Below are 19913 nucleotides of genomic sequence, written 5' to 3'. Positions count from 1 at the left end.
CTCGCGCGGCCGGAATGCGGACGACCACGAGGCCTGCGCCTGGGACTGATCGAGCGGCCCGGCCATGGGTGCAGCAGCAGGATGCAATTCGCGACGATGGCCCCGCCCGTCGTCGCCAAAGCCCGGCACGCGCCCCCGGCGCAGACCGGCTATCTGGAGGACCACCCTATGTCGGACGTTGCCATCGTCTGGTTCGAGGAAGTCGGGCTCAAGGATGTGCCGAGGGTGGGCGGCAAGAACGCTTCGCTCGGCGAGATGGCTCGCAGCCTGGCGAAAGAGGGTGTCAGCGTGCCCGATGGTTTCGCGACGACGGCCAGCGCCTACCGGGACTACGTGGCCGCCAACGGGATCGAAGCACCGCTGCGCGCACGTCTCGCGGCACTTGCCGCCGGGCAGGAGACGCTGCAGGAGACGGGCGAGGCCATCCGCGCCCTGTTCCTGGCAGGGCAGTTCCCGCCGGCCATCGCCGAGGCCCTGCGCGCCGCCTATCGCGAGTTGGCCCGCCGGCGCGGCGGTGCGGCGGCACCCGCCGTCGCCGTCCGCAGCAGCGCCACGGCCGAGGATCTGCCGCAGGCCAGTTTCGCCGGCCAGCAGGAGAGCTTCCTGAACGTGCGCGGCGAGCAGGAGCTGCTCGACATCTGCCGCCGCTGCTACGCCTCGCTCTTCACCGACCGCGCGATCAGCTACCGCCAGGCGCAGGGGTTCGACCACCTCGATGTGGCGCTGTCGATCGGCGTGCAGATCATGGTGCGCTCGGATCTGGCGGGTTCGGGCGTGATGTTCTCCATCGACACCGAAACGGGCTTCCCCGGCGCCGTCGTCATCAGCGCCGCCTGGGGGCTGGGCGAGACGGTGGTGCAGGGCACGGTGGAGACCGACAAATACCTCGTCTTCAAGGCGCTGCTCGCGGAACCCCGCTTCACGCCGATCCTGGAGAAGACGCGCGGCGCGAAGGATCAGAAGATGATCTACGCCACCGGCGGCAGCGCGCGCACCGCGATGGTGGAAACCACGCGACGCGAGCGCGAGGCGCTGGTGCTGGACGATGCCGAGATCCTGCAGCTCGCTCGCTGGGCCGTGGCCATCGAGCGGCACTACGGTCGACCGATGGACATGGAATGGGCCAAGGACGGCGAAACCCAGGCGCTGCACATCGTGCAGGCAAGGCCGGAGACGGTGCAGGCGCAGCGCGCGGCGTCCGGTGGCCTTCGCACCTGGCGGCTGAAGGATCGCCGGGCGCGGCCGCTGCTCAGCGGGGCCGCCGTGGGCGACGCGATCGCGACGGGCGAAGTCTGCCTGATCCGTGGCCCGCGCGACATCGCGCAGTTCCGCGATGGCGCCATCCTGGTGACGGAGGCGACCGACCCCGACTGGGTGCCCATCATGAAGCGCGCCGCGGGCATCGTCACCGACCAGGGCGGCCCGACCAGCCATGCCGCCATCGTCAGCCGCGAACTGGGCCTGCCCGCCGTGGTCGGCACCCGGACGGCGACGGCGACGCTGCGCGATGGCCAGGCCGTGACGCTGTCCTGCGCGGAGGGCGACCAGGGCCATATCTATGAAGGCAACCTCGATTTCTCCGTGGCGGACATCGACCTGGCGGGGCTGCCCCAGACCCGCACGAAGATGATGCTGAACCTGGCCAACCCCGCCGCGGCGCTGCGCTGGTGGCGCCTGCCCTCCGCGGGCGTGGGGCTGGCGCGGATGGAGTTCATCATCAACGCCCATATCCGCATCCACCCGATGGCGCTGGTGCATTTCGACCGCGTGGAGGATGCGGCGGCGCGGCAGGAGATCGAGGCGCTCACCCGCGGCTTCACCGACAAGACGGAGTTCTTCGTGGATAGGCTGGCGCGCGGCATCGCCAAGCTCGCGGCGCCCTTCCACCCGAACCCCGTCATCGTCCGGCTGAGCGACTTCAAGAGCAACGAATACGCGCACCTGATCGGCGGCGCCGCCTTCGAGCCGATCGAGGAAAACCCCATGCTCGGGCTGCGCGGGGCCTCGCGCTACTACAGTGACCGCTACCGCGAGGCCTTCGCCCTGGAATGTCGCGCGCTGGTGCGTGTGCGCGAGGAGATCGGCCTGGGCAATGTGGTGGTCATGGTGCCGTTCTGCCGCACCCCCGCCGAGGCGGACCAGGTGCTGGCGGAGATGGCGCGGCACGGGCTGGAGCGCGGCCGCGACGGGCTGCTTGTTTATGTGATGTGCGAAATCCCCTCGAACGTGATCCTGGCGGAGGACTTCGCGGCGCGCTTCGACGGCTTCTCGATCGGCTCCAACGACCTGACGCAGCTCGTGCTCGGCGTGGACCGGGATTCCGCCGAACTGCGCGGGCTGTTCGATGAGCGTGATGCCGCGGTGACGCGGATGATCGCCGATGTCATCGCGCGTGCCCATGCCTGCGGCGTGACGGTGGGCATCTGCGGGGAGGCGCCGAGCAACCACCCCGAATTCGCAGCCTTCCTGGTGGAACACGGCATCGATTCCATCTCGCTCAATCCGGACAGTTTCGCCGCCACGGTGCCGCGGGTGGCGGCGGCCGAGGCGAAACGCACAACCTGATGCGCGAGAGCCTGGCCCGAGCCCTTGATGGCAGGGTCAGTGGCGGGGATGCCGGGTCGTGCGGTGCGCAGGGCATTTAGGCCGAGCTTTCGCAAGGTGGTGAGGTTTCGGGCGGGGGCCCGCCCCTGGCATTCCGCCGCGTTCAGGCCTGAGGCACCGCGGCGCCGCCAACGGATTTCCAGCTCTGCAGCGCGCGCAGATGGGGCGTCTTCTTGGACTGGTGTCCGGCCATGCGCCGCAGCAGCCCGTCCAGCGCCTCCACCGCCTCGCCGACATGGGGGCCCTTGTTCAGCATCACGCATTCGGCCCGGGCGGCCATGGCGGCATCCGTCATCTCGCCCCGCGTCGGCAGGCCGGATTTGACGAGGGTCTCCAGCACCTGCGTGGCCCAGATCACCGGCACATGCGCGGCTTCGCACAGCCAGAGCATTTCCTCCTGGATTTCAGCGAGGCGCGCGAAGCCGATTTCCACGGCCAAATCCCCCCGCGCGATCATCACGCCGAAAGGCTGCCGCCCGGCGGCCTGGACCAGGATGTCGGGCAGGTTGCGCACCGCCCGCAGCGTCTCGATCTTGGCCACGATGCCGATGCGCCGCCAATCCGCAGGCCGACGGTGGGCCAATTCCGCCTGGAGGCGCGCCACATCCGCTGCGTCCTGCACGAAGGAATAGCCGACCATGTCCGCCAGCGACACCACGGTGTCGAGGTCCTTCAGATCCTTCGGCGTCAGGGGGTCGAGGCCGAGATCGGTGCCCGGCAGGTTCAACCCCTTCTCCGGCCGCAGCGGCGCGCCACCAGGCTTGGTGCGGAGGATGCGAAGCAGGGCGGCGCCGCCGGGCAGCAGCGCCTCCACCTGCGCGGTGATCTTGCCATCATTGATCGCGACCGCCGTGCCGGGCGCCATGCGGTCCAGGATGGCGGCGGGCACGCACTCCGCCTCGAAGCCCTGGCCCGGCCCCTCCTGCAGCGGCGGCCCCGGGCGCAGAACCAGCGTGTCGCCAGGCTGCAGCCGCCTTTCGTCCGAAGGCAGCCGCACCGCGCCGGTGCGGATCTTGGGGCCGGCAATGTCCATCAGCACGCGGATCTGGCGACCCTCCGCCGCACCGGCGGCGCGCGCATTCGCGGCCATGCGAGACCAGAGGCCGGCATCGTCATGCGCGCAGTTGATCCGCACCAGATCCATGCCGCGCCGGACGAGGTCCCGCATCAGGGCCGGCTCGTCGGCGGCCTCGCTGGGCAGGGTGACGAGGATGCGCCCCTCGCGCGCCTCCGGCGGGGGGCCGAACAGTTCCGTGGCGTTCCGGCGCAGCCCCGCCTCGCCGCGGAAAAATCGCCGGGGCGCCGGGGGCCAGCCCAGGCCCTCGGCGGGGGCGCGGCCAGCCAGCGTCTCGAGCGTGCCGCCCACGGCGTCGAGCGTCGCGAGCACCCGCCCTTCCAGGCGCCCGAGGGAGGAAAGGCCATGGCGCATCAGGTCGCGCTGCAAGGGCCGCAGGTCCCGCCGCCGCAATGCGAGGTAATGCGCGAGGTTCAGCGCGCCGGCGGCGAAGGCGGTGCGCTCGAGGGAGGGCTGCCAGTGCCGGTAAATCGCGCGTCCCTCCGACGCCACGTCACGCCGCAGCCGCGCCATGTGCAGCGCTAGTTCGGCGACGGTTGCCGCACCGGAATCATCGGAACCAGGAGAGTGGGCGGGAGGAGTTGTGGACATGAGCATGAAAGATAGCCGGGCCGGCGCCTTGCTGCCACGCGGCAGACGGTTACCTTCTCGCGACACTTCCGTCCGGATCGGTCGCCGCGCGAAGCGCCGCCGCGCCAGCGGTTGCATTCGGCCCCGCACGCCCCGGAGAATTCATCACCGTCTCAAGCTTCAGGCATTACTGCATTGCAGCACCCCACGGGCCCAAAGCGACGGAGCGCCCGTCGGACCTGCCGCATGATCCGCCGCGGACGCAACGCTGGAAACCCGAATGAACCCCGAGCAACCCTCAAGCTCCTGCGGCGTTGCGATGGCGTAAACGTCGCTGCCGGAGCAGAAAAGCCGTGTTTCTCGAACTGCTCAGGCCTGCCGGTCAAGCAATTTGGAACGATACGGAACCTGTTCGTGCCGAGATATTCGGCATCGAGCGGCTTGAAATGCATGGCAAGAGTCTCGCGGCGAGTCAGACCATCACTACACGAAAAAGCTTGGGTGACCCATTGGGTCGACGCCTCGCCGACAACGCGACGCATTTGCTCGAGTGTTATATCGGCATGGTGCAGGCGGTCGACGAGGCAAGGCCGGTTACCCCAGCCACCGAATGGTTGATTGACAACTTCCATCTGGTTGAACGGCAAATCCGCGCAGTTCACGTCCACCTGCCTCCGCGTTTCTACCGCCAGCTACCCAAGCTCGCCAACGGCCCGTTCGCCGGCTATCCGCGCGTGTTCAGCGTCGCATGGGCGTACGTCGCCCACACTGACAGCAGCTTCAATCCGACGATGTTCACCCGCTATCTTCGCGCCTACCAGACGGTGCAGCCGCTCACCATCGGAGAGCTTTGGGCCAGCTCCATCACCCTCCGTATCGTGCTGATAGAAAATTTGCGCCGCCTGGCGCAGCGCATGCTCGCCGACCGATTGGCCGAGCAGGAGGCCGACCGCATCGCCGACAGGCTGCTCGACGCAGCGGGGACGCCGGACGAACCGGCGTCGGCGCTATTCGCGGGCATCGCGGGCGGGCCGATCGCTGATGCCTTTGCCGTGCAGCTCGTACACCGGCTGCGCGATCAGGACCCGTCGGTCACGCCCGCATTGGCCTGGCTGGACCAGCGTCTGGAGGCGCAGGGTACGACCGCCGACGCGGCGCGGCAGGAATTACAAAGGAGCGAAGGCGCGGCCAACGTCACGGTGCGCAACATCATCACGAGCCTGCGCTTGATCGCTGACGTGAACTGGAACCAGATGTTCGAGAGCGTCAGCCTGGTCGACGACGTTCTCGCAGCGGGCAGCACGTTTGTTGCCATGGATTTCGCCACAAGGAACCTTTACCGCAGCGCCATCGAGGAGCTGTCCGCACGCTCGTCCAGCAGTGAGATCGTCATTGCCCGCAGTGCAGTGGCCGCCGCACAGCGTTCTCCGGATGATCCGCGAAAGTCCGACCCCGGATATTATTTGTTGGCCGGAGGGCGGCGTGATTTCGAAATCGAGATCGGCTTTCGACCTCCATTCCGCGCCTGGCCAAAACGCTTGAATCGTGCCCTGGGCATCGGAGGCTATGCGAGTGCGGTGGTCTGCACGACGCTGATCCTTCTCGCGCTTGCGCTGTACGCGATGGGGGCGATGGGGCTTGGCTGGGGATGGTTGGTGGCGCTTGCCGTCTTCGGCATGATCCCGGCCCAGGATCTGGCCGTGTCCCTGATGAACCGTGTTGTCACCACCGGCTTCGGCGCACGGCTGCTGCCCGGGCTGGAGTTGCTGGGAGGCGTGCCGCCTGAGCTTCGGACGATGGTCGTCGTTCCAACCCTGCTGACCTCCGTGTCCGCGATAGACGAGCTGGTTGAACGGCTCGAAGTTCATTACCTGGTCAGCCCCGCCGGTTGCGTTCATTTTGCGCTGCTGACCGACTGGACCGATGCACCGGACGAACAGGCGCCCGATGATGAGGCCCTTTTGGCGGCGGCGACCGCAGGCATTGCCGAACTGAACCGCCGCGTGGGTCCAGGGCCCGATGGCGACCGCTTTTTCTTGCTGCACCGCCGCCGGGTGTGGAACGCCGGCGAAGCATGCTGGATGGGCTGGGAGCGCAAGCGCGGCAAGCTGCACGAATTCAACCGGCTGCTGCGCGGTGCGGTGGACACCAACTACATTGCGCCCGACGGGCACGCGCCGCGCGTGCCCGTCGGTGTGCGCTACGTAATCACGCTCGATGCCGACACGAGGCTGCCGCGCGACACGGTGCGTCGGCTGATCGGCAAGATGGCGCATCCGCTCAATCAACCGCGCCTTGATACCGTGGCCGGGCGCGTGGTCGAGGGTTACGCCGTGCTACAGCCGCGCGTCACGCCGTCACAGCCTATCGGCACCGAGGGTTCGGCGTTTCAGCGCATTTTCTCCAGCGTGAGCGGAATGGATCCCTACGCGCTGACGGTGTCCGACGTCTACCAGGATCTGTTCGGGGAAGGCTCCTACGCCGGGAAGGGCATCTACGAGGTTGATGCCTTTGAGGCTTCGCTGGCTGGCCGAGTTCCAGACTCCACCCTGCTGAGCCACGATCTGTTTGAGGGCGTGTATGCCCGCTCCGGCCTCGCCTCGGATGTCGAGGTCGTCGAGGAATTTCCGTCGCGCTACGATGTCGGGGCCCAGCGTCACCACAGGTGGGCGCGCGGTGACTGGCAGTTGCTGCCCTGGATCCTGGGCAGGAAGGCCCTGCGCCCGGCGGGACACAGCGGTACCATACCGGCCATCGGCCGCTGGAAAATGATCGACAATCTTCGCCGCTCATCGTCGGCGCCAGCGGCGGTTCTGGCGCTTCTGGTCGGCTGGATGCTCCCGTCGCCCGCGGCGGCGCTGGTTTGGACATTGTTGATACTGGCCACCATTGCGCTGCCGACGCTGCTGCCAGTCGTCGCCGCCATCTTGCCGTGGCGGAAGGGGGTCACGCTCGCCAGCCATACCCGCGCCCTGGCGCATGACCTTGCGACGGCGCTGGCGCATTCAGGGCTGCTGGTGACCTTCCTGGCGCATCAGGCCTGGCTGATGGGCGATGCGATAGCACGCACGCTGTGGCGGCTTTTCGCTTCGCACCGGCATCTGCTGCAATGGGTGCCGTCGGCGGAAGCTACGCGCAGCCGCCGGCTGGGCCTGGGCGGCTCCTTCCACGCGATGAGCGGTGGGTTGGTGGTTGGCGGGGTGGCTGGTCTGGTGGCCGTACTGTCTGGGCATTGGTTGCTGGCCGGGCCCTTCGCATTGCTGTGGTGGGCGTCGCCCGCCGTGGCGCGCTGGGCCAGCTCCGCGCCCCGCTCGGCGGCGCGGCTGGCCATCCTGCCGGTTGAACGTCAGGCCTTGCGGCTGACTGCTCGGCGCACCTGGAGGTTCTTCGAGACGTTCGTTACCGCCGCCGACAACATGCTGCCGCCCGACAACTTCCAAGAGGATCCGGAACCGGCACTGGCGCGCCGCACCTCCCCCACGAACATTGGCCTCTATCTGCTTTCGGTGGTCAGCGCGCGCGATTTCGGCTGGATCGGAACGGTTGAGGCGGTCGATCGGCTGGAGGCCACGTTGGCAACCATGGCCCGGATGGAACGTTGCCGCGGCCACTTCTACAACTGGTACGACACGGGCAACCTTCGCCCGCTGGACCCGAAATACATTTCCTCCGTTGATAGCGGCAATCTGGCCGGGCACCTCATCGCCCTGGCCAATGCCTGCCGGCAACTCCCGCGTGCGGCGCCAACGCCATTGATCGGCATCGTCGATGCGATCGAGCTCGCCCGGGAGGAGACCGCGCGCCTTAACGATGGCCATCGGACCCAGACGACCACTTGGCGGCAGCTTGATGCTGCACTCGCAGCGCTCGGGGCCACGATCGTGGTGCAGCCGGAGCGGGACCACGCCGTCCAGGCCGACCTTGTCATCGAGATCGCGCAGGCGCTGGCCTTTGAGCGCGGCAACGGCGCGGGCAACGACCTGCTGTTCTGGGTGAAGGCCTGCCGGAACGCGATCCGCAGCCATCGGCGCGACCACGACCTTGATGCCAAGGCCGAGGCGGCGCTCGACGCGCGGCTGGCCGCCCTGGCAGAGACCGCGCGTGCCATGGCCATGGCCATGGAGTTCGGCTTCCTGCTCGATACGGAGCGCACGCTGCTCTCGATCGGCTATCTTGTGCCCGAAGACACGCTTGACCCAAGTTGCTATGATCTGCTGGCCTCCGAAGCGCGGCTCGCCAGCTTCTTCGCCATCGCCAAGGGCGATGTGCCGGCGCGGCACTGGTTCCGGCTGGGGCGTGCCATGGTGCCGGTCGCCCACAGTGCGGCGCTGTTATCGTGGTCGGGTTCGATGTTCGAATACCTGATGCCGTCGTTGGTGATGCGCGCGCCAGGTGGCAGCCTGCTGGAGCAGACCAACCGCCTGGCGGTGCGCCGCCAGATGGAGCATGCGGCGGCGCTGCAGATCCCGTGGGGCATCTCGGAATCCGCCTATAATGCGCGAGACCTGGAACTGACCTATCAGTATTCCAACTTCGGTGTGCCCAACCTTGGGCTGAAGCGCGGCCTCAGCGAGAACAGCGTGATCGCGCCCTATGCCACCGCACTGGCCGCCATGGTCGACCCCAGGGCGGCATGCGCCAACCTGGCCCGGCTGGCGCAGGCCGGTGCGCGCGGCCGCTACGGTTTCTACGAGGCGATAGACTACACCCGGACCCGGCTTCCCAAGGGCGCCGAATGCGCCCTCGTCCGGGCCTACATGGCGCACCATCAGGGGATGACCATCGTGGCGCTGGCCACGGCCCTGGACGGTGGTTTGATGCGGCGGCGCTTCCATGCCGAGCCAATGGTGCAGGCAACCGAATTGCTGCTGCACGAACGCATGCCCCGCGAAGTCGCGAGCATCCGGCCGTTCGCGGTGGAAGTCAGATCGGCTGGCCGGACGTCCGAGGCGGATCGCTCGGGCGTGCGCCATTTCACATCGGCGCAGCAGGCCACGCCCGCCACGCATCTGCTCTCAAACGGCCGTTTGACCACCATGCTCACCGCCGCGGGTTCAGGCTATATGCGTTGGGGAGACATTGCGGTCACACGCTGGCGCGAAGATGCGACCTGTGACGATTCCGGTTCCTACATCTACCTGCGTGACGTGAGGTCCGGCCGGGTCTGGTCGGCCGGGGCACAGCCTACCGGTGCGAGGCCAGACAGCTATGGCGTCACCTTTCACGAAGACCGTGCGGAATTCACCCGCAGCGACGGTACGCTGACCACGACGGTCGAGATCCTTGTCTCATCGGAGAACGATGCGGAGGTCCGTCGCGTTTCGTTGGCGAACACCGGCACCACCATGCGCGAAATCGATGTCACCTCCTATGCCGAGTTGGCACTGGCCCGGCCGGCCGACGACATCGCACACCCCGCTTTCTCCAAGCTCTTTATCGAGACCGAATATGTCCCCGAACTGGGGGCCCTGCTGGCGACACGCCGCAAGCGGGGGCCCGACGACCCGGGAATCTGGGCGGCGCATCTGAGCGTCGTGGAAGGCGTGGCACATGGCGCGCCGCAGTTCGAAACCGATCGCGCCCGATTCCTGGGGCGCGGTCATGGGGTGAGCAGCCCCGCCGCCATGGCCGGCAGCCGCGACCTGTCGGGCACGGTGGGCACGGTGCTCGACCCGGTTTTCGCCTTGCGCCGCCGGATCCGCGTGGCACCCGGCGCGGTTGTGCGTGTCGCCTTATGGACGATGGTGGCGCCGACGCGCGAGGCGCTGCTGGACATCGCGGACCAGTACCGTGACGCCGGCGCATTCTCGCGCGCCGCGACGCTGGCCTGGACCCAGGCACAGGTGCAGATGCATCACCTGGGCATTGCCCCCGGAACGGCGGCGTTGTTCCAGCACCTCGCGGGGCATCTGGTGCACGCCGCGCCGACCATGCGCGCCAGCTCGGAGACGATCTGCCGTGGCGGCGGCCCGCAATCAGGGCTTTGGCCACAGGGCATCTCGGGCGACCTGCCCATCCTGCTTCTGCGGATTGATCAGGCCGACAACCTTGGCGTCGCGCGGGAATTGCTGCGGGCCTTCGAGTACTGGCGGGCCAAGCAGCTCGCTGTGGACATTGTCTTCCTGAACGATCGCCAGTCATCCTACACCCAGGATCTGCAGGAGGCGCTGGAGGCGCTGGTTCGAACCAGCCGCGCGCAGCACGGCGGCGAGCCCCGGCTGGGCCGGGTCTACGTCCTGCGGGCTGACCTCATTTCGGCCGAGGCACGCGCCCTTCTAGGGGCTTCGGCACGGGTGGTGCTGGTGGCCCGGCGCGGGGGCCTGGCGGATCAGATAGACAGGATTTCGCCGGTAGCGCGCGATGCTGCCGAGCAGGTGCCAAGGCGGTTGCCTGCTGCGCCGTCGCGTGCCGCAACCGAGGCGCCGACACCCCCATCGTCGAAGCTTGAACTGTTCAACGGGCTGGGCGGCTTCGACCAGGATGGTCGCGAATACGTGACACTTCTCGGCCCCGGCCAATCAACGCCCGCACCCTGGATCAACGTCGTGTCCAACCCGCATTTCGGCTTTCACGTGCCGACCGAGGGCGGTGGCTTCACCTGGGCGGTCAACAGTCGGGAAAACCAGATCACGCCGTGGTCGAACGACCCGGTCTCCGACCGCCCGGGCGAGGCGTTCTATCTGCGCGACGAGGAGACCGGCGCGGTCTGGACACCCACCGCGCTACCGATCCGTGATGAGGCGTTGGGGTATGTGGCGCGGCATGGCCGCGGCTACAGCCGTTTCGAGCACGAGGCGAACGGTATCCGGGCGGAGCTGACGCAATCCGTGCCGCTCGCCGACAGCATCAAGATCTCGCGCCTGCTGCTTACCAACCGGTCGGGCCGCGCGCGGCGGCTCAGCGTGACCGCCTATGTGGAATGGGTGCTCGGGCCTTCGCGGACCGCGACGTTGCCTTTCGTCACCACCGCGATCGATTCCGAAACCGGCGCGATGTTCGCGCGCAACCCGTGGAACATCCCGTTTGGAACACGCGTCGCCTTTTTAGATCTGCGGGGCGCGCAGACCAGCTGGACGGGCGACCGGCGTGAATTCATCGGGAGCAATGGCTCGCTGGCGGACCCGGCGGGCGTGGCCAGTACGGCGCCGCTGTCCAATACGGTCGGTGGCGGGCTTGACCCCTGCGGGGCGATGCAGAGCCGCGTGACGCTGCCGGCGCATGGCAGTGTCGAGATCGTGTGCTTCCTGGGCCAGGCGGCTGACGCGCAGGCGGCGCGTGCGCTGGTGACACGGTACCGCGCCGCGGACCTTGATGCCGTCGCCGCCGAAGTGACGGCGCATTGGGACGATGTGCTTGGCCGCATCCAGGTTCGCACGCCCGACAGGCCGATGGACATCATGCTGAACGGATGGCTGCTCTACCAGGCGCTGTCGTGCCGCGTCTGGGCGCGGGCTGGGTTCTACCAGGCCAGCGGGGCCTATGGCTTCCGCGACCAGTTGCAGGACGGCATGGCGCTGGTTGCCTCGCGTCCGGCGGAGACGCGCGCGCATCTGCTGCGTGCCGCGTCGCGGCAATTCGTCGAAGGCGACGTGCAGCACTGGTGGCTGCCCCATTCCGGCCAGGGTGTGCGCACGCGCATCTCCGATGATCGCGGATGGCTGGCGCTCGCGGTGGATCACTACATCACGGCCACGGGCGATGCCGCCATCCTGGACGAACAGGTGCCCTTCCTGGAAGGCGCTGTGCTGGCACCAGGCGAGCATGAGCGCTTCTTCCAGCCGGAGGTGGCCGAGACGACCGCCACGCTGTTCGAGCACTGCGCCCGCGCGTTGGACCAAAGCATGGCGGTCGGCCGCCACGGCCTGCCGCTGATGGGCACCGGCGACTGGAACGACGGCATGAACCGGGTGGGCGAGAAGGGCGAGGGCGAAAGTGTGTGGCTCGGCTGGATGCTGCACAGCGCCTTCACGGCTTTCCGCCGGCGCGCCGCAGCACGAGGCGACGTCGATCGGGTCGCGGCCTGGCAGGAGCATGCGTCCAAGCTGCAGTCGGCGCTTGAGCGCGAGGCGTGGGATGGCGATTGGTATCGGCGTGCCTTCTATGATGATGGCACGCCGCTCGGCAGCGCGGCTGGGACGGAATGCCGCATCGACTCCATCGCCCAATCCTGGGCCGTGCTGTCCGGCGCGGCCGATCCGGTGCGCGCGGAGCATGCGATGGCTTCGGCGGAGCGCGAACTGATCCGGCCAGCCGAGGGCCTCGCCCTGCTGTTCACGCCGCCCTTTGATCAGACAACGGAGGATCCAGGCTACATCAAGGCCTATCCGCCGGGCGTGCGGGAAAACGGCGGGCAGTACACCCATGCGGGTCTATGGCTGGTCATGGCATTTGCCGCGCTTGGCAAGGGCAGCAAGGCCGGCAGGTTGTTTGCAATGATGAACCCGATCAACCACGCCCGCACACGCTCGGACGTGCATCGCTACAAGGTGGAGCCGTACGTCGTGGCCGCTGACATCAGTGCAACGCCACCTCATGTCGGCCGCGGCGGCTGGACCTGGTACACGGGCTCCTCCGGCTGGATGCAGCGTGCCGGCATCGAGAGCATTCTGGGGCTGCGCCTGCAGTCGGGAACGCTTCTGTTCGACCCCTGCATCCCTGCGGACTGGCCTGGATTTGAGGTCACGCTGCGTCATGGCACGGCACGCTACGAGATCCGCGTCGAGAACCCGGAGGGCGTCGAGCGTGGCATTGCCGAGGGCAGCTTGGATGGGGAGCCGATCGGGGGCGGCCCGTTGCGCCTCCAACTGGTCGATGATGGCGCAAGCCACCGGTTGTTTGTGCGCCTCGGCCTGCGAAAGCCCGCGGCTGCCGGGGCCGTGTCGTCCACCGGAATACATGCTCGATGAGTTCGTGCCCTTTTCTTCAGTAGGCACATAAACTTTTTCGCAAAAATGGTCCTACCCTGCGACGACTCATCGGTGCAACATGCATGGCAGCCTGAGGAGAACTGGCGATGACGGAGCGCGAAACGCGCATCGGCCATATCGTAAGGCTCGGCGGCGGTGTCGCCGACATTCGCTTCGAAGGGCGTCTGCCCGCGATTTCGACTCGCCTGGTAACGCTGACCGACCCCGAGATTGTGATCGAGGTCGCCGGGCTTCCGGGTGAGAACATCGCCCGCGGGCTTGTGATGAATCCCTCGCCCGAGCTGCGCATCGGCCTCGCCGTGCGCGACACCGGCGGCCCGATCGACGTGCCCGTAGGCGAGGCACTGCTCGGCCGGATGTTCAACATTTTCGGTGACACGATCGACGACGGCCCGCCCCTCGGCGAAATGCGCCGCAGGCCGATACTGCGCGCACCCGTGCCTCTCTCGGCGCGTCGGGTCGAGGGTGCGATCTTCGAAACCGGGATCAAGGCCATCGACCTGCTGAGCCCGCTGGAGAGCGGCGGCAAGGCGGGGCTGTTTGGCGGCGCCGGCGTGGGCAAGACCGTGCTGATCACCGAGATGATCCACAACATGGTTGCCGAATACGACGGCGTCAGCCTGTTCTGCGGGGTCGGCGAACGCTCGCGCGAGGCTGAGGAACTGTATCGGGAGATGGGCGAGGCGGGCGTTCGAGACAACACCGTGATGGTGTTCGGCCAGATGAATGAAAGCCCCGGCGTGCGCTTTCGCGTGGCCCATGCCGCGCTGACGATGGCCGAGTATTTCCGCGACGATCTGCGCCGCAACGTGCTGGTGCTGATCGACAACATCTTCCGCTTCGTGCAGGCGGGGTCGGAGGTTTCGGGCCTGCTCGGCCGCATCCCCAGCCGGGTGGGCTACCAGCCAACGCTGGGCACCGAACTCGCCGAGCTCGAGGAGCGGATCTGCTCGACCGACCGCGGCACGATGACCTCGATCCAGGCCGTCTACGTGCCGGCCGACGATTTCACCGACCCAGCGGCCACGCACACCTTCGCCCATCTTTCGGCCTCGATCGTGCTGTCGCGAAAGAAGGCCTCCGAGGGTCTCTATCCGGCGATCGACCCGCTGCGCTCCTACTCGCGGATGCTGACGCCTGCGACGGTGAGCCAGCGCCACTACGATGTCGCGCGCGGGGTCCGCACAACCCTAGCCGAATACGAGGACCTGAAGGACATCATCGCGATGCTCGGCCTGGACGAGCTTTCGGAGCGGGATCGCGCCACCGTCCGCCAGGCCCGCCAGCTGGAGCGTTTCCTGACCCAACCCTTCTTCTCGACGGAGGCGATGACGGGCAATCCGGGGCGCTTCGTCACTCTCGACGAGACTCTGGAAAGCTGTGAGCAGATCCTCTCCGGAGCCTTTGCGGATCGCGACGAGGGCGATTTCTACATGATCGGATCGGTCGCCGACCTTGACAGCAAGACGGAGGGCGCCGATGCGGCTTAGGGTCATCACGCCGATGTCCGTCCATGTCGATCAGCCCGCGCGGCGGATCGTGGCGGAGGGGCCCGACGGGCATTTCGGAATGCTGCCCAATCACATCGATTTCGTCAGCGAACTCGTGCCGGGCATCCTGGTCTACGAGGCCGAGGATGGCACCGAGCGATTCGTCGCGGTCAATTCCGGCACGCTGGTCAAATGCGGCGAGGAGGTGCGGGTGGCCGTTCGCGGCGCGGTCGAGGGCGAGGACCTCGGGGAGCTGCGGGCCCTGGTCGATGCGGATTTCCGCCGGCGCGACGAAGACGAGCGCGAGGCCCGCGCGGCGCTGGCGCGCCTTGAGGTGAGCATGATCCGCCGCTTCCGCGACCTGGGCTCGCTGTCGTCATGACCGGTGAGCACGACAGGAAGAGCGAGACCGAAGCCGAGACCATCGCCCGCAAGTCGCGGCGGATGGAGGCGGCCCGCAAGAGGGGTACGGCGAGCCCGTGGCGTGGCCTCGGGATGTTCGGGCTGGTGGGCTGGTCCGTCGCCGTGCCGGTCGTGGCCGGTATCGCGCTGGGCATCTGGCTGGACCGGCACTGGCCGGGCACGGTTTCCTGGACGCTGACGCTGCTCGTCGCGGGCGCGGTGCTGGGAGCGCTCAACGCATGGTTCTGGGTCCAGCGGGAGGGACGGGATGATTGACCGTTTGTCGCAATCACATGGGGAGACGGCATGAGCGCCTCGGCCCTCTCGCTCCTTGCCGCGATGCTCGTGGGGGCGGGCATCGGCGCCCTCTATATGGCGCTGCTTTGGCTGGCGGTGCGGCGTCTGCCGCAGGACCGTGGCGGCCTCGCGGGCTTTGTCGGGCTCAGGATCGCACGGGCGGCGCTGCTGCTGGCCGCGATGGCCGCCGCGGTCGCCTTGGCCGTGCCGGCCGAGGGGCTTGTCGGGGCGCTGGTCGGGTTCATCGCCGCGCGGTTTGCCGCGACGCGCCTCGCGGGCCGCGGCACGCCGGCGGGCGCAGCATGGAAATAAGCCCCGACAGCTGGGTCCTCTACGATTGGCGGGGCTGGCAGCTCAATGCCACGATCGTCTTCACCTGGCTGGTGATGGCGCTGCTCGTCCTCGGCTCCTGGGCGATAACGGCGCGGCTGAGCGATGGTGAGACCGTCTCGCGCTGGCAGGTGATGCTGGAAGTCATTGTCTCGGGCATCCGTGACCAGATCGCGGAGATCGGCGCGGACAAGCCCATCCGCTACCTGCCCTTCATCGGCACGCTGTTCCTGTTTATCGCCACGTCGAACGTGTTGTCGGTGGTGCCGGGCTATCAGGCGCCGACCGGATCACTCTCCACCACCGTCGCGCTGGCGATCTGCGTGTTGATCGCGGTGCCGCTGTTTTCCATCGGTGAACGCGGCCTGGGCGCCTATCTGCGCGCCTATCTGCAGCCGACGCCGCTGATGCTGCCCTTCAACATCGTCGGCGAAATCTCACGTACCATCGCCCTCGCCGTGCGGCTCTATGGCAACGTGATGAGCGGGACGGTGATTGTCGGCATCCTGATCAGCGTGGCGCCCTTTTTCTTCCCTGTGGTGATGCAGTTGCTCGGCCTGCTCACAGGCCTGATCCAGGCCTACATCTTCGCCATTCTCGCGATGGTCTACATCGGTTCCGCCAGCCGCACGCGCCGCGGATCCGAAAGCCCGGCCGCGCCCCCGAACCCCACAGGAGACTGAGCATGGATGCAGCAACCTGGGTTGCCGTGGTCTCGATCTTTACCGCAGGGCTGACCATCGCCATCGGCTCGATCGGCCCCGCCCTGGCCGAGGGGCGTGCCGCGGCGCAGGCCCTGCAGGCGATCGCGCAGCAGCCTGAGGCCGCGAACACGATCACGCGGACGCTGTTCGTCAGCCTCGCGATGATTGAATCCACGGCGATCTACTGCTTCGTGGTGTCGATGATCCTGATCTTCGCCAACCCGTTCACGGAAATCGTCGCGACAAGTGCCGCGAGAGCTGGCGGGGGCTGAATCCATGCAGATCGACTGGCTGACGGTCGCTGCGCAGATCTTCAACTTCCTCGTTCTTGTCTGGTTGCTGCAGCGCTTCCTTTATCGCCCCATCATCCAGGCCATGGCGCGCAGGGAGGAGCGCATCGAATCCCGCCTGTCCGAAGCGAAGGCTGCGCGCGTGGAGGTTGAGGCGGAGGCGGTCCGCCTGCGCGAGCGGCAGCAAGCGCTGGAAGCCAGCCGGGAGAAGGCCCTGGACGATGCGCGCCGGGAGGCCGCCGCGCTCCGCGCCCGCCTCGAGAAGGACATCCAGGAAGACATGGAAGCGAAGCGCACGGCCTGGCGCGCGCATCTGGACGACGAGCGGGAGGCCTTCGCGGCACGGTTGCGGCAGCGCGCCGGCCATCAGGTGCTCGACATCGTAGGCCGCGTGCTGCGGGACTATGTGGGCAGCGACCTGGCCGGCCAGGTGGCCGGCACCTTCGCGGACCGCCTCGCGGCCCTTGATGCTGGCGAGCGCGACAAGCTCATGCGCGCGGCATCACGCGCGGAGGGGCCGGCGCGGGTGGACAGCGGCGTCGCGCTCAAGTCTGGCGCACGCAGCCAGGTCACGCGCGCCATTCATGAATGCGTCGCGCGCGACATCGCCGTCGAGTATCATGAGGACGGCGACCTGCTCCTCGGGATGCGCCTGGTCATCGGGGAGCAGACGGTCGAGTGGTCCGCCGCCCGGTTCCTGCACCGCCTTGAGACGACGCTCGATGAGGTGATCGAGGGCACCGGTCGCCACCGCCCCGGCGGCGCACCGGCTACCAGCTGATGAAACTCGCTGACCTGCACGGCGATCTCTTCGCCCCACTTGAGGATGCGCTGGCGCGTGTCCGGCCGGCAATCGAACTGGCGGAGGTCGCGCATGTCCTGTCCGTCGGCAACGGCATCGCGGAGGTGGTGGGATTCACTGACCTGCGCGCCGACGAACTGCTGACCTTCTCCGGCGGGGTCATGGGGATCGCCTCGAACCTCAGCGAACATCGCGCCGGCGTTATCGTCCTTGGCGCGACCTCGCGCTTGCGGCCCGGCGACCCCGTGCGGCGCACCGGCCGTGTCGTGGACGTGCCGGTGGGGGCGGGCCTGATCGGCCGGGTGGTGGATGCATTGGGCCGCCCGATCGATGGCGGCAGCCCGATTGACGCCGAGCGGTTCCTGCCCATCGAGCAGCCGTCCCCGCCCATCATGCACCGCGCGCCGGTCCAGGTGCCGCTGCAGACCGGAATCAAGGCCATCGATGCCGGGATCCCGATCGGCCGGGGGCAGCGCGAACTCATCCTCGGCGACCGCCAGACCGGCAAGACCGCCATCGCCGTCGATGCGATCCTGAACCAGCGCGACAGCGGCGTGCTGTCGATCTACTGCGCCATCGGCCAGCGCGCCTCGGCGGTCGTGCGCGTCATTCAGAGCCTGCGCGAAGGCGGCGCGATGGAGCGTACGATCGTCGTCGTGGCCAGTGGCGAGGATGCGCCGGGCCTGCAATTCGTGGCCCCCTACGCCGCAACCTCCATGGCCGAGCACTTCATGGCCGCCGGGCGCGACGTGCTGATCGTCTATGACGATCTCACCCGCCATGCGCGGGCCTACCGCGAGTTGTCGCTTCTGCTGCGCCGGCCGCCCGGGCGCGAAGCCTATCCCGGCGACATCTTCTATATCCACTCCCGCCTGCTCGAGCGCGCGACCCAACTGCGGGAGGAATACGGCGGTGGGTCGCTCACGGCGCTGCCGGTGGTGGAGACGCAGGCGCAGAACATCTCGGCCTTCATCCCGACGAACCTCATCTCGATCACCGACGGGCAGATCTATCTGTCGCCAGGGCTGTTCGAGAAGGGGCACCTGCCGGCCATCGACATCGGCACCTCGGTCAGTCGCGTGGGCGGCAAGGTGCAGCTGCCCGCATTCCGCGCCGTCGCCGGCAATTTGCGGCTGATGTACGCGCAGTTCGAGGAGCTGGAGACCTTCGCCCGCTTCGGCACGCAGCTCGACGCCGAGACGCGCCGCAGGCTTACGCGCGGCCTGCGGGTGCGCGAGGTGCTCAAGCAGCGCGAGCACGACCATGTGGACGTGCCCGAGCAGATCGCGGCCCTGCTGGCGGCGACGGAGGGCCTGTTCGACGATCTCGAACCCGGGGCGGTGGCCGGGGCCGAGCGCACGGTCTGCGCGGCCGTGCGCGCGAACCTGCCCGACCTCTGCGACCGGATCACCGAAGGTGCGAAGTTGGGCGACGAGGATCGCGCGGCGCTTATCAAGACGTTGCGAGAGGCGCTGTCCGGCGCGGAGGCAGGAACAGGCAATGGAAACGCTTGAGAGCCTGTCCGACGCCCTCGATACCACGGGCGACATCCAGTCCATCGTGCGCACGATGAAGGCGCTGTCCTCCGTCAGCATCCGGCAATACGAGCGCGCCGAGGAGGCGATGGCGGATTATGCGCGCACCGTAGATCTGGGCCTGATGGCGCTGCTGCGCCAACGCCGGGAGGCGGGCCTGCGCCTGCCAGGTACGGACAGCGGGAGCGGCCGTGAGGGGCTGATCGTGATCGGTTCGGATCGCGGGCTTTGCGGACGCTACAACGATACCATCGCGCGCTTCGCCCAGGTTCGGCTGGACGGGACGGAAACGGTGCTGGGCGTGATCGGCGCGCGCGTCATGGCGCGGCTGGAGGCGGAGGGGCACCGCGCAGAATTTCTTCACCGCCTGCCGGGTTCGGTGGATGGGATTTCGCGCCTGGTCCAATCGGTCATCCTGGAGATAGACCGATGGACCCGGCTGCACGGGGTCGGGTCCGTCTCGCTTGTGCACAACCGCCGGGAAGGCCGCGTCGCCGCACGGCCGCAGGCCCACCGGCTGCTGCCGCTGCCCGAGGGGTATCTGCGCGACCTGTCGGAAACCCGCTGGCCCGGGCGGTCACTGCCCTGCTTCCGGATGAATCCCGAGCGGCTGATGTCATGGCTCGTGCAGCAACGGCTTTTCGTGGTGATCTATCGGGCCATGGCCGAGGCGCTGGCGAGCGAACATGCATCCAGGCTGGCAGCCATGCAGGCGGCTGAGCGTAACATCGAAGAGCGACGGGACGATCTGCGCCAGATCTATCGCGTCCGGCGACAGGAGACGATCACGCGCGAACTGCTGGACGTCGTCTCGGGCTACGAGGCCGCCCGCTCCGCCGAGTGAGGCATGCGCCTTGTCCGGCCAGCGCGGGTGGTGATGCCGCGCC

At 67.9% G+C, this 19913-nt stretch carries 12 protein-coding genes; 11 read left to right on the top strand and 1 reads right to left on the bottom strand.

What is annotated here, in order from left to right:
* Positions 1 to 96 precede the first annotated feature (96 nt).
* The gene (gene ppsA / locus ACFHNC_RS15755; RefSeq protein ID WP_437170182.1) at positions 97 to 2565 is read left to right on the top strand and encodes a phosphoenolpyruvate synthase; all 2469 of its coding nucleotides are present in this window, start codon (positions 97 to 99) and stop codon (positions 2563 to 2565) included.
* Positions 2566 to 2707: 142 nt separating this feature from the next.
* Here ppsA and ACFHNC_RS15750 read toward each other — a convergent pair whose 3' ends face one another.
* On the bottom strand, positions 2708 to 4192 hold the full coding sequence (locus tag ACFHNC_RS15750; RefSeq protein WP_437170181.1) for a pyruvate kinase: 1485 nt from the start codon (positions 4190 to 4192) through the stop codon (positions 2708 to 2710).
* 410 nt (positions 4193 to 4602) lie between these two features.
* On the opposite strand from ACFHNC_RS15750, the gene ACFHNC_RS15745 reads away from it, so the two are divergent.
* The 10 genes from ACFHNC_RS15745 (at position 4603) to ACFHNC_RS15700 (ending at position 19870) form a co-directional block, all read left to right on the top strand.
* Complete coding sequence (locus tag ACFHNC_RS15745; protein ID WP_437170180.1) at positions 4603 to 13155, top strand: GH36-type glycosyl hydrolase domain-containing protein; 8553 nt, start codon at positions 4603 to 4605, stop codon at positions 13153 to 13155.
* Positions 13156 to 13262: 107 nt separating this feature from the next.
* Positions 13263 to 14666 (top strand): F0F1 ATP synthase subunit beta, encoded by a 1404-nt coding sequence (gene atpD / locus ACFHNC_RS15740; protein ID WP_437170179.1) that lies wholly within the window; start codon positions 13263 to 13265, stop codon positions 14664 to 14666.
* Between the two features lie 13 nt (positions 14667 to 14679).
* Entirely contained in the window at positions 14680 to 15048 is a 369-nt protein-coding gene (locus tag ACFHNC_RS15735) for a F0F1 ATP synthase subunit epsilon (RefSeq protein WP_437170178.1), read from the top strand.
* Positions 15045 to 15344, top strand: coding sequence for an AtpZ/AtpI family protein (locus ACFHNC_RS15730; RefSeq protein ID WP_437170177.1), 300 nt, complete (start codon positions 15045 to 15047; stop codon positions 15342 to 15344). The genes ACFHNC_RS15735 and ACFHNC_RS15730 overlap by 4 nt, the downstream gene beginning before the upstream one ends.
* Positions 15345 to 15374: 30 nt before the next feature.
* On the top strand, positions 15375 to 15677 hold the full coding sequence (locus tag ACFHNC_RS15725; protein WP_437170176.1) for an N-ATPase subunit AtpR: 303 nt from the start codon (positions 15375 to 15377) through the stop codon (positions 15675 to 15677).
* Entirely contained in the window at positions 15668 to 16378 is a 711-nt protein-coding gene (locus tag ACFHNC_RS15720) for a F0F1 ATP synthase subunit A (protein WP_437170175.1), read from the top strand. Before ACFHNC_RS15725 ends, ACFHNC_RS15720 begins: the two co-directional genes overlap by 10 nt.
* A 2-nt stretch (positions 16379 to 16380) precedes the next feature.
* Positions 16381 to 16671 (top strand): F0F1 ATP synthase subunit C, encoded by a 291-nt coding sequence (locus ACFHNC_RS15715; RefSeq protein WP_437170174.1) that lies wholly within the window; start codon positions 16381 to 16383, stop codon positions 16669 to 16671.
* A 4-nt stretch (positions 16672 to 16675) separates the two neighbouring features.
* A complete protein-coding gene (locus tag ACFHNC_RS15710) occupies positions 16676 to 17470 on the top strand; it encodes a F0F1 ATP synthase subunit B family protein (RefSeq protein WP_437170173.1) in 795 nt (264 codons plus the stop codon).
* The gene (locus tag ACFHNC_RS15705) at positions 17470 to 19005 is read left to right on the top strand and encodes an alternate F1F0 ATPase, F1 subunit alpha (protein WP_437170172.1); all 1536 of its coding nucleotides are present in this window, start codon (positions 17470 to 17472) and stop codon (positions 19003 to 19005) included. Before ACFHNC_RS15710 ends, ACFHNC_RS15705 begins: the two co-directional genes overlap by 1 nt.
* Positions 18992 to 19870, top strand: coding sequence for a F0F1 ATP synthase subunit gamma (locus tag ACFHNC_RS15700; protein ID WP_437170171.1), 879 nt, complete (start codon positions 18992 to 18994; stop codon positions 19868 to 19870). The genes ACFHNC_RS15705 and ACFHNC_RS15700 overlap by 14 nt, the downstream gene beginning before the upstream one ends.
* Positions 19871 to 19913: the final 43 nt, after the last annotated feature.

This window comes from Falsiroseomonas sp. E2-1-a4 (assembly GCF_051433165.1).
GTDB lineage: Bacteria > Pseudomonadota > Alphaproteobacteria > Acetobacterales > Acetobacteraceae > Falsiroseomonas.
This window is presented reverse-complemented; position numbering and strand designations above follow the sequence as displayed.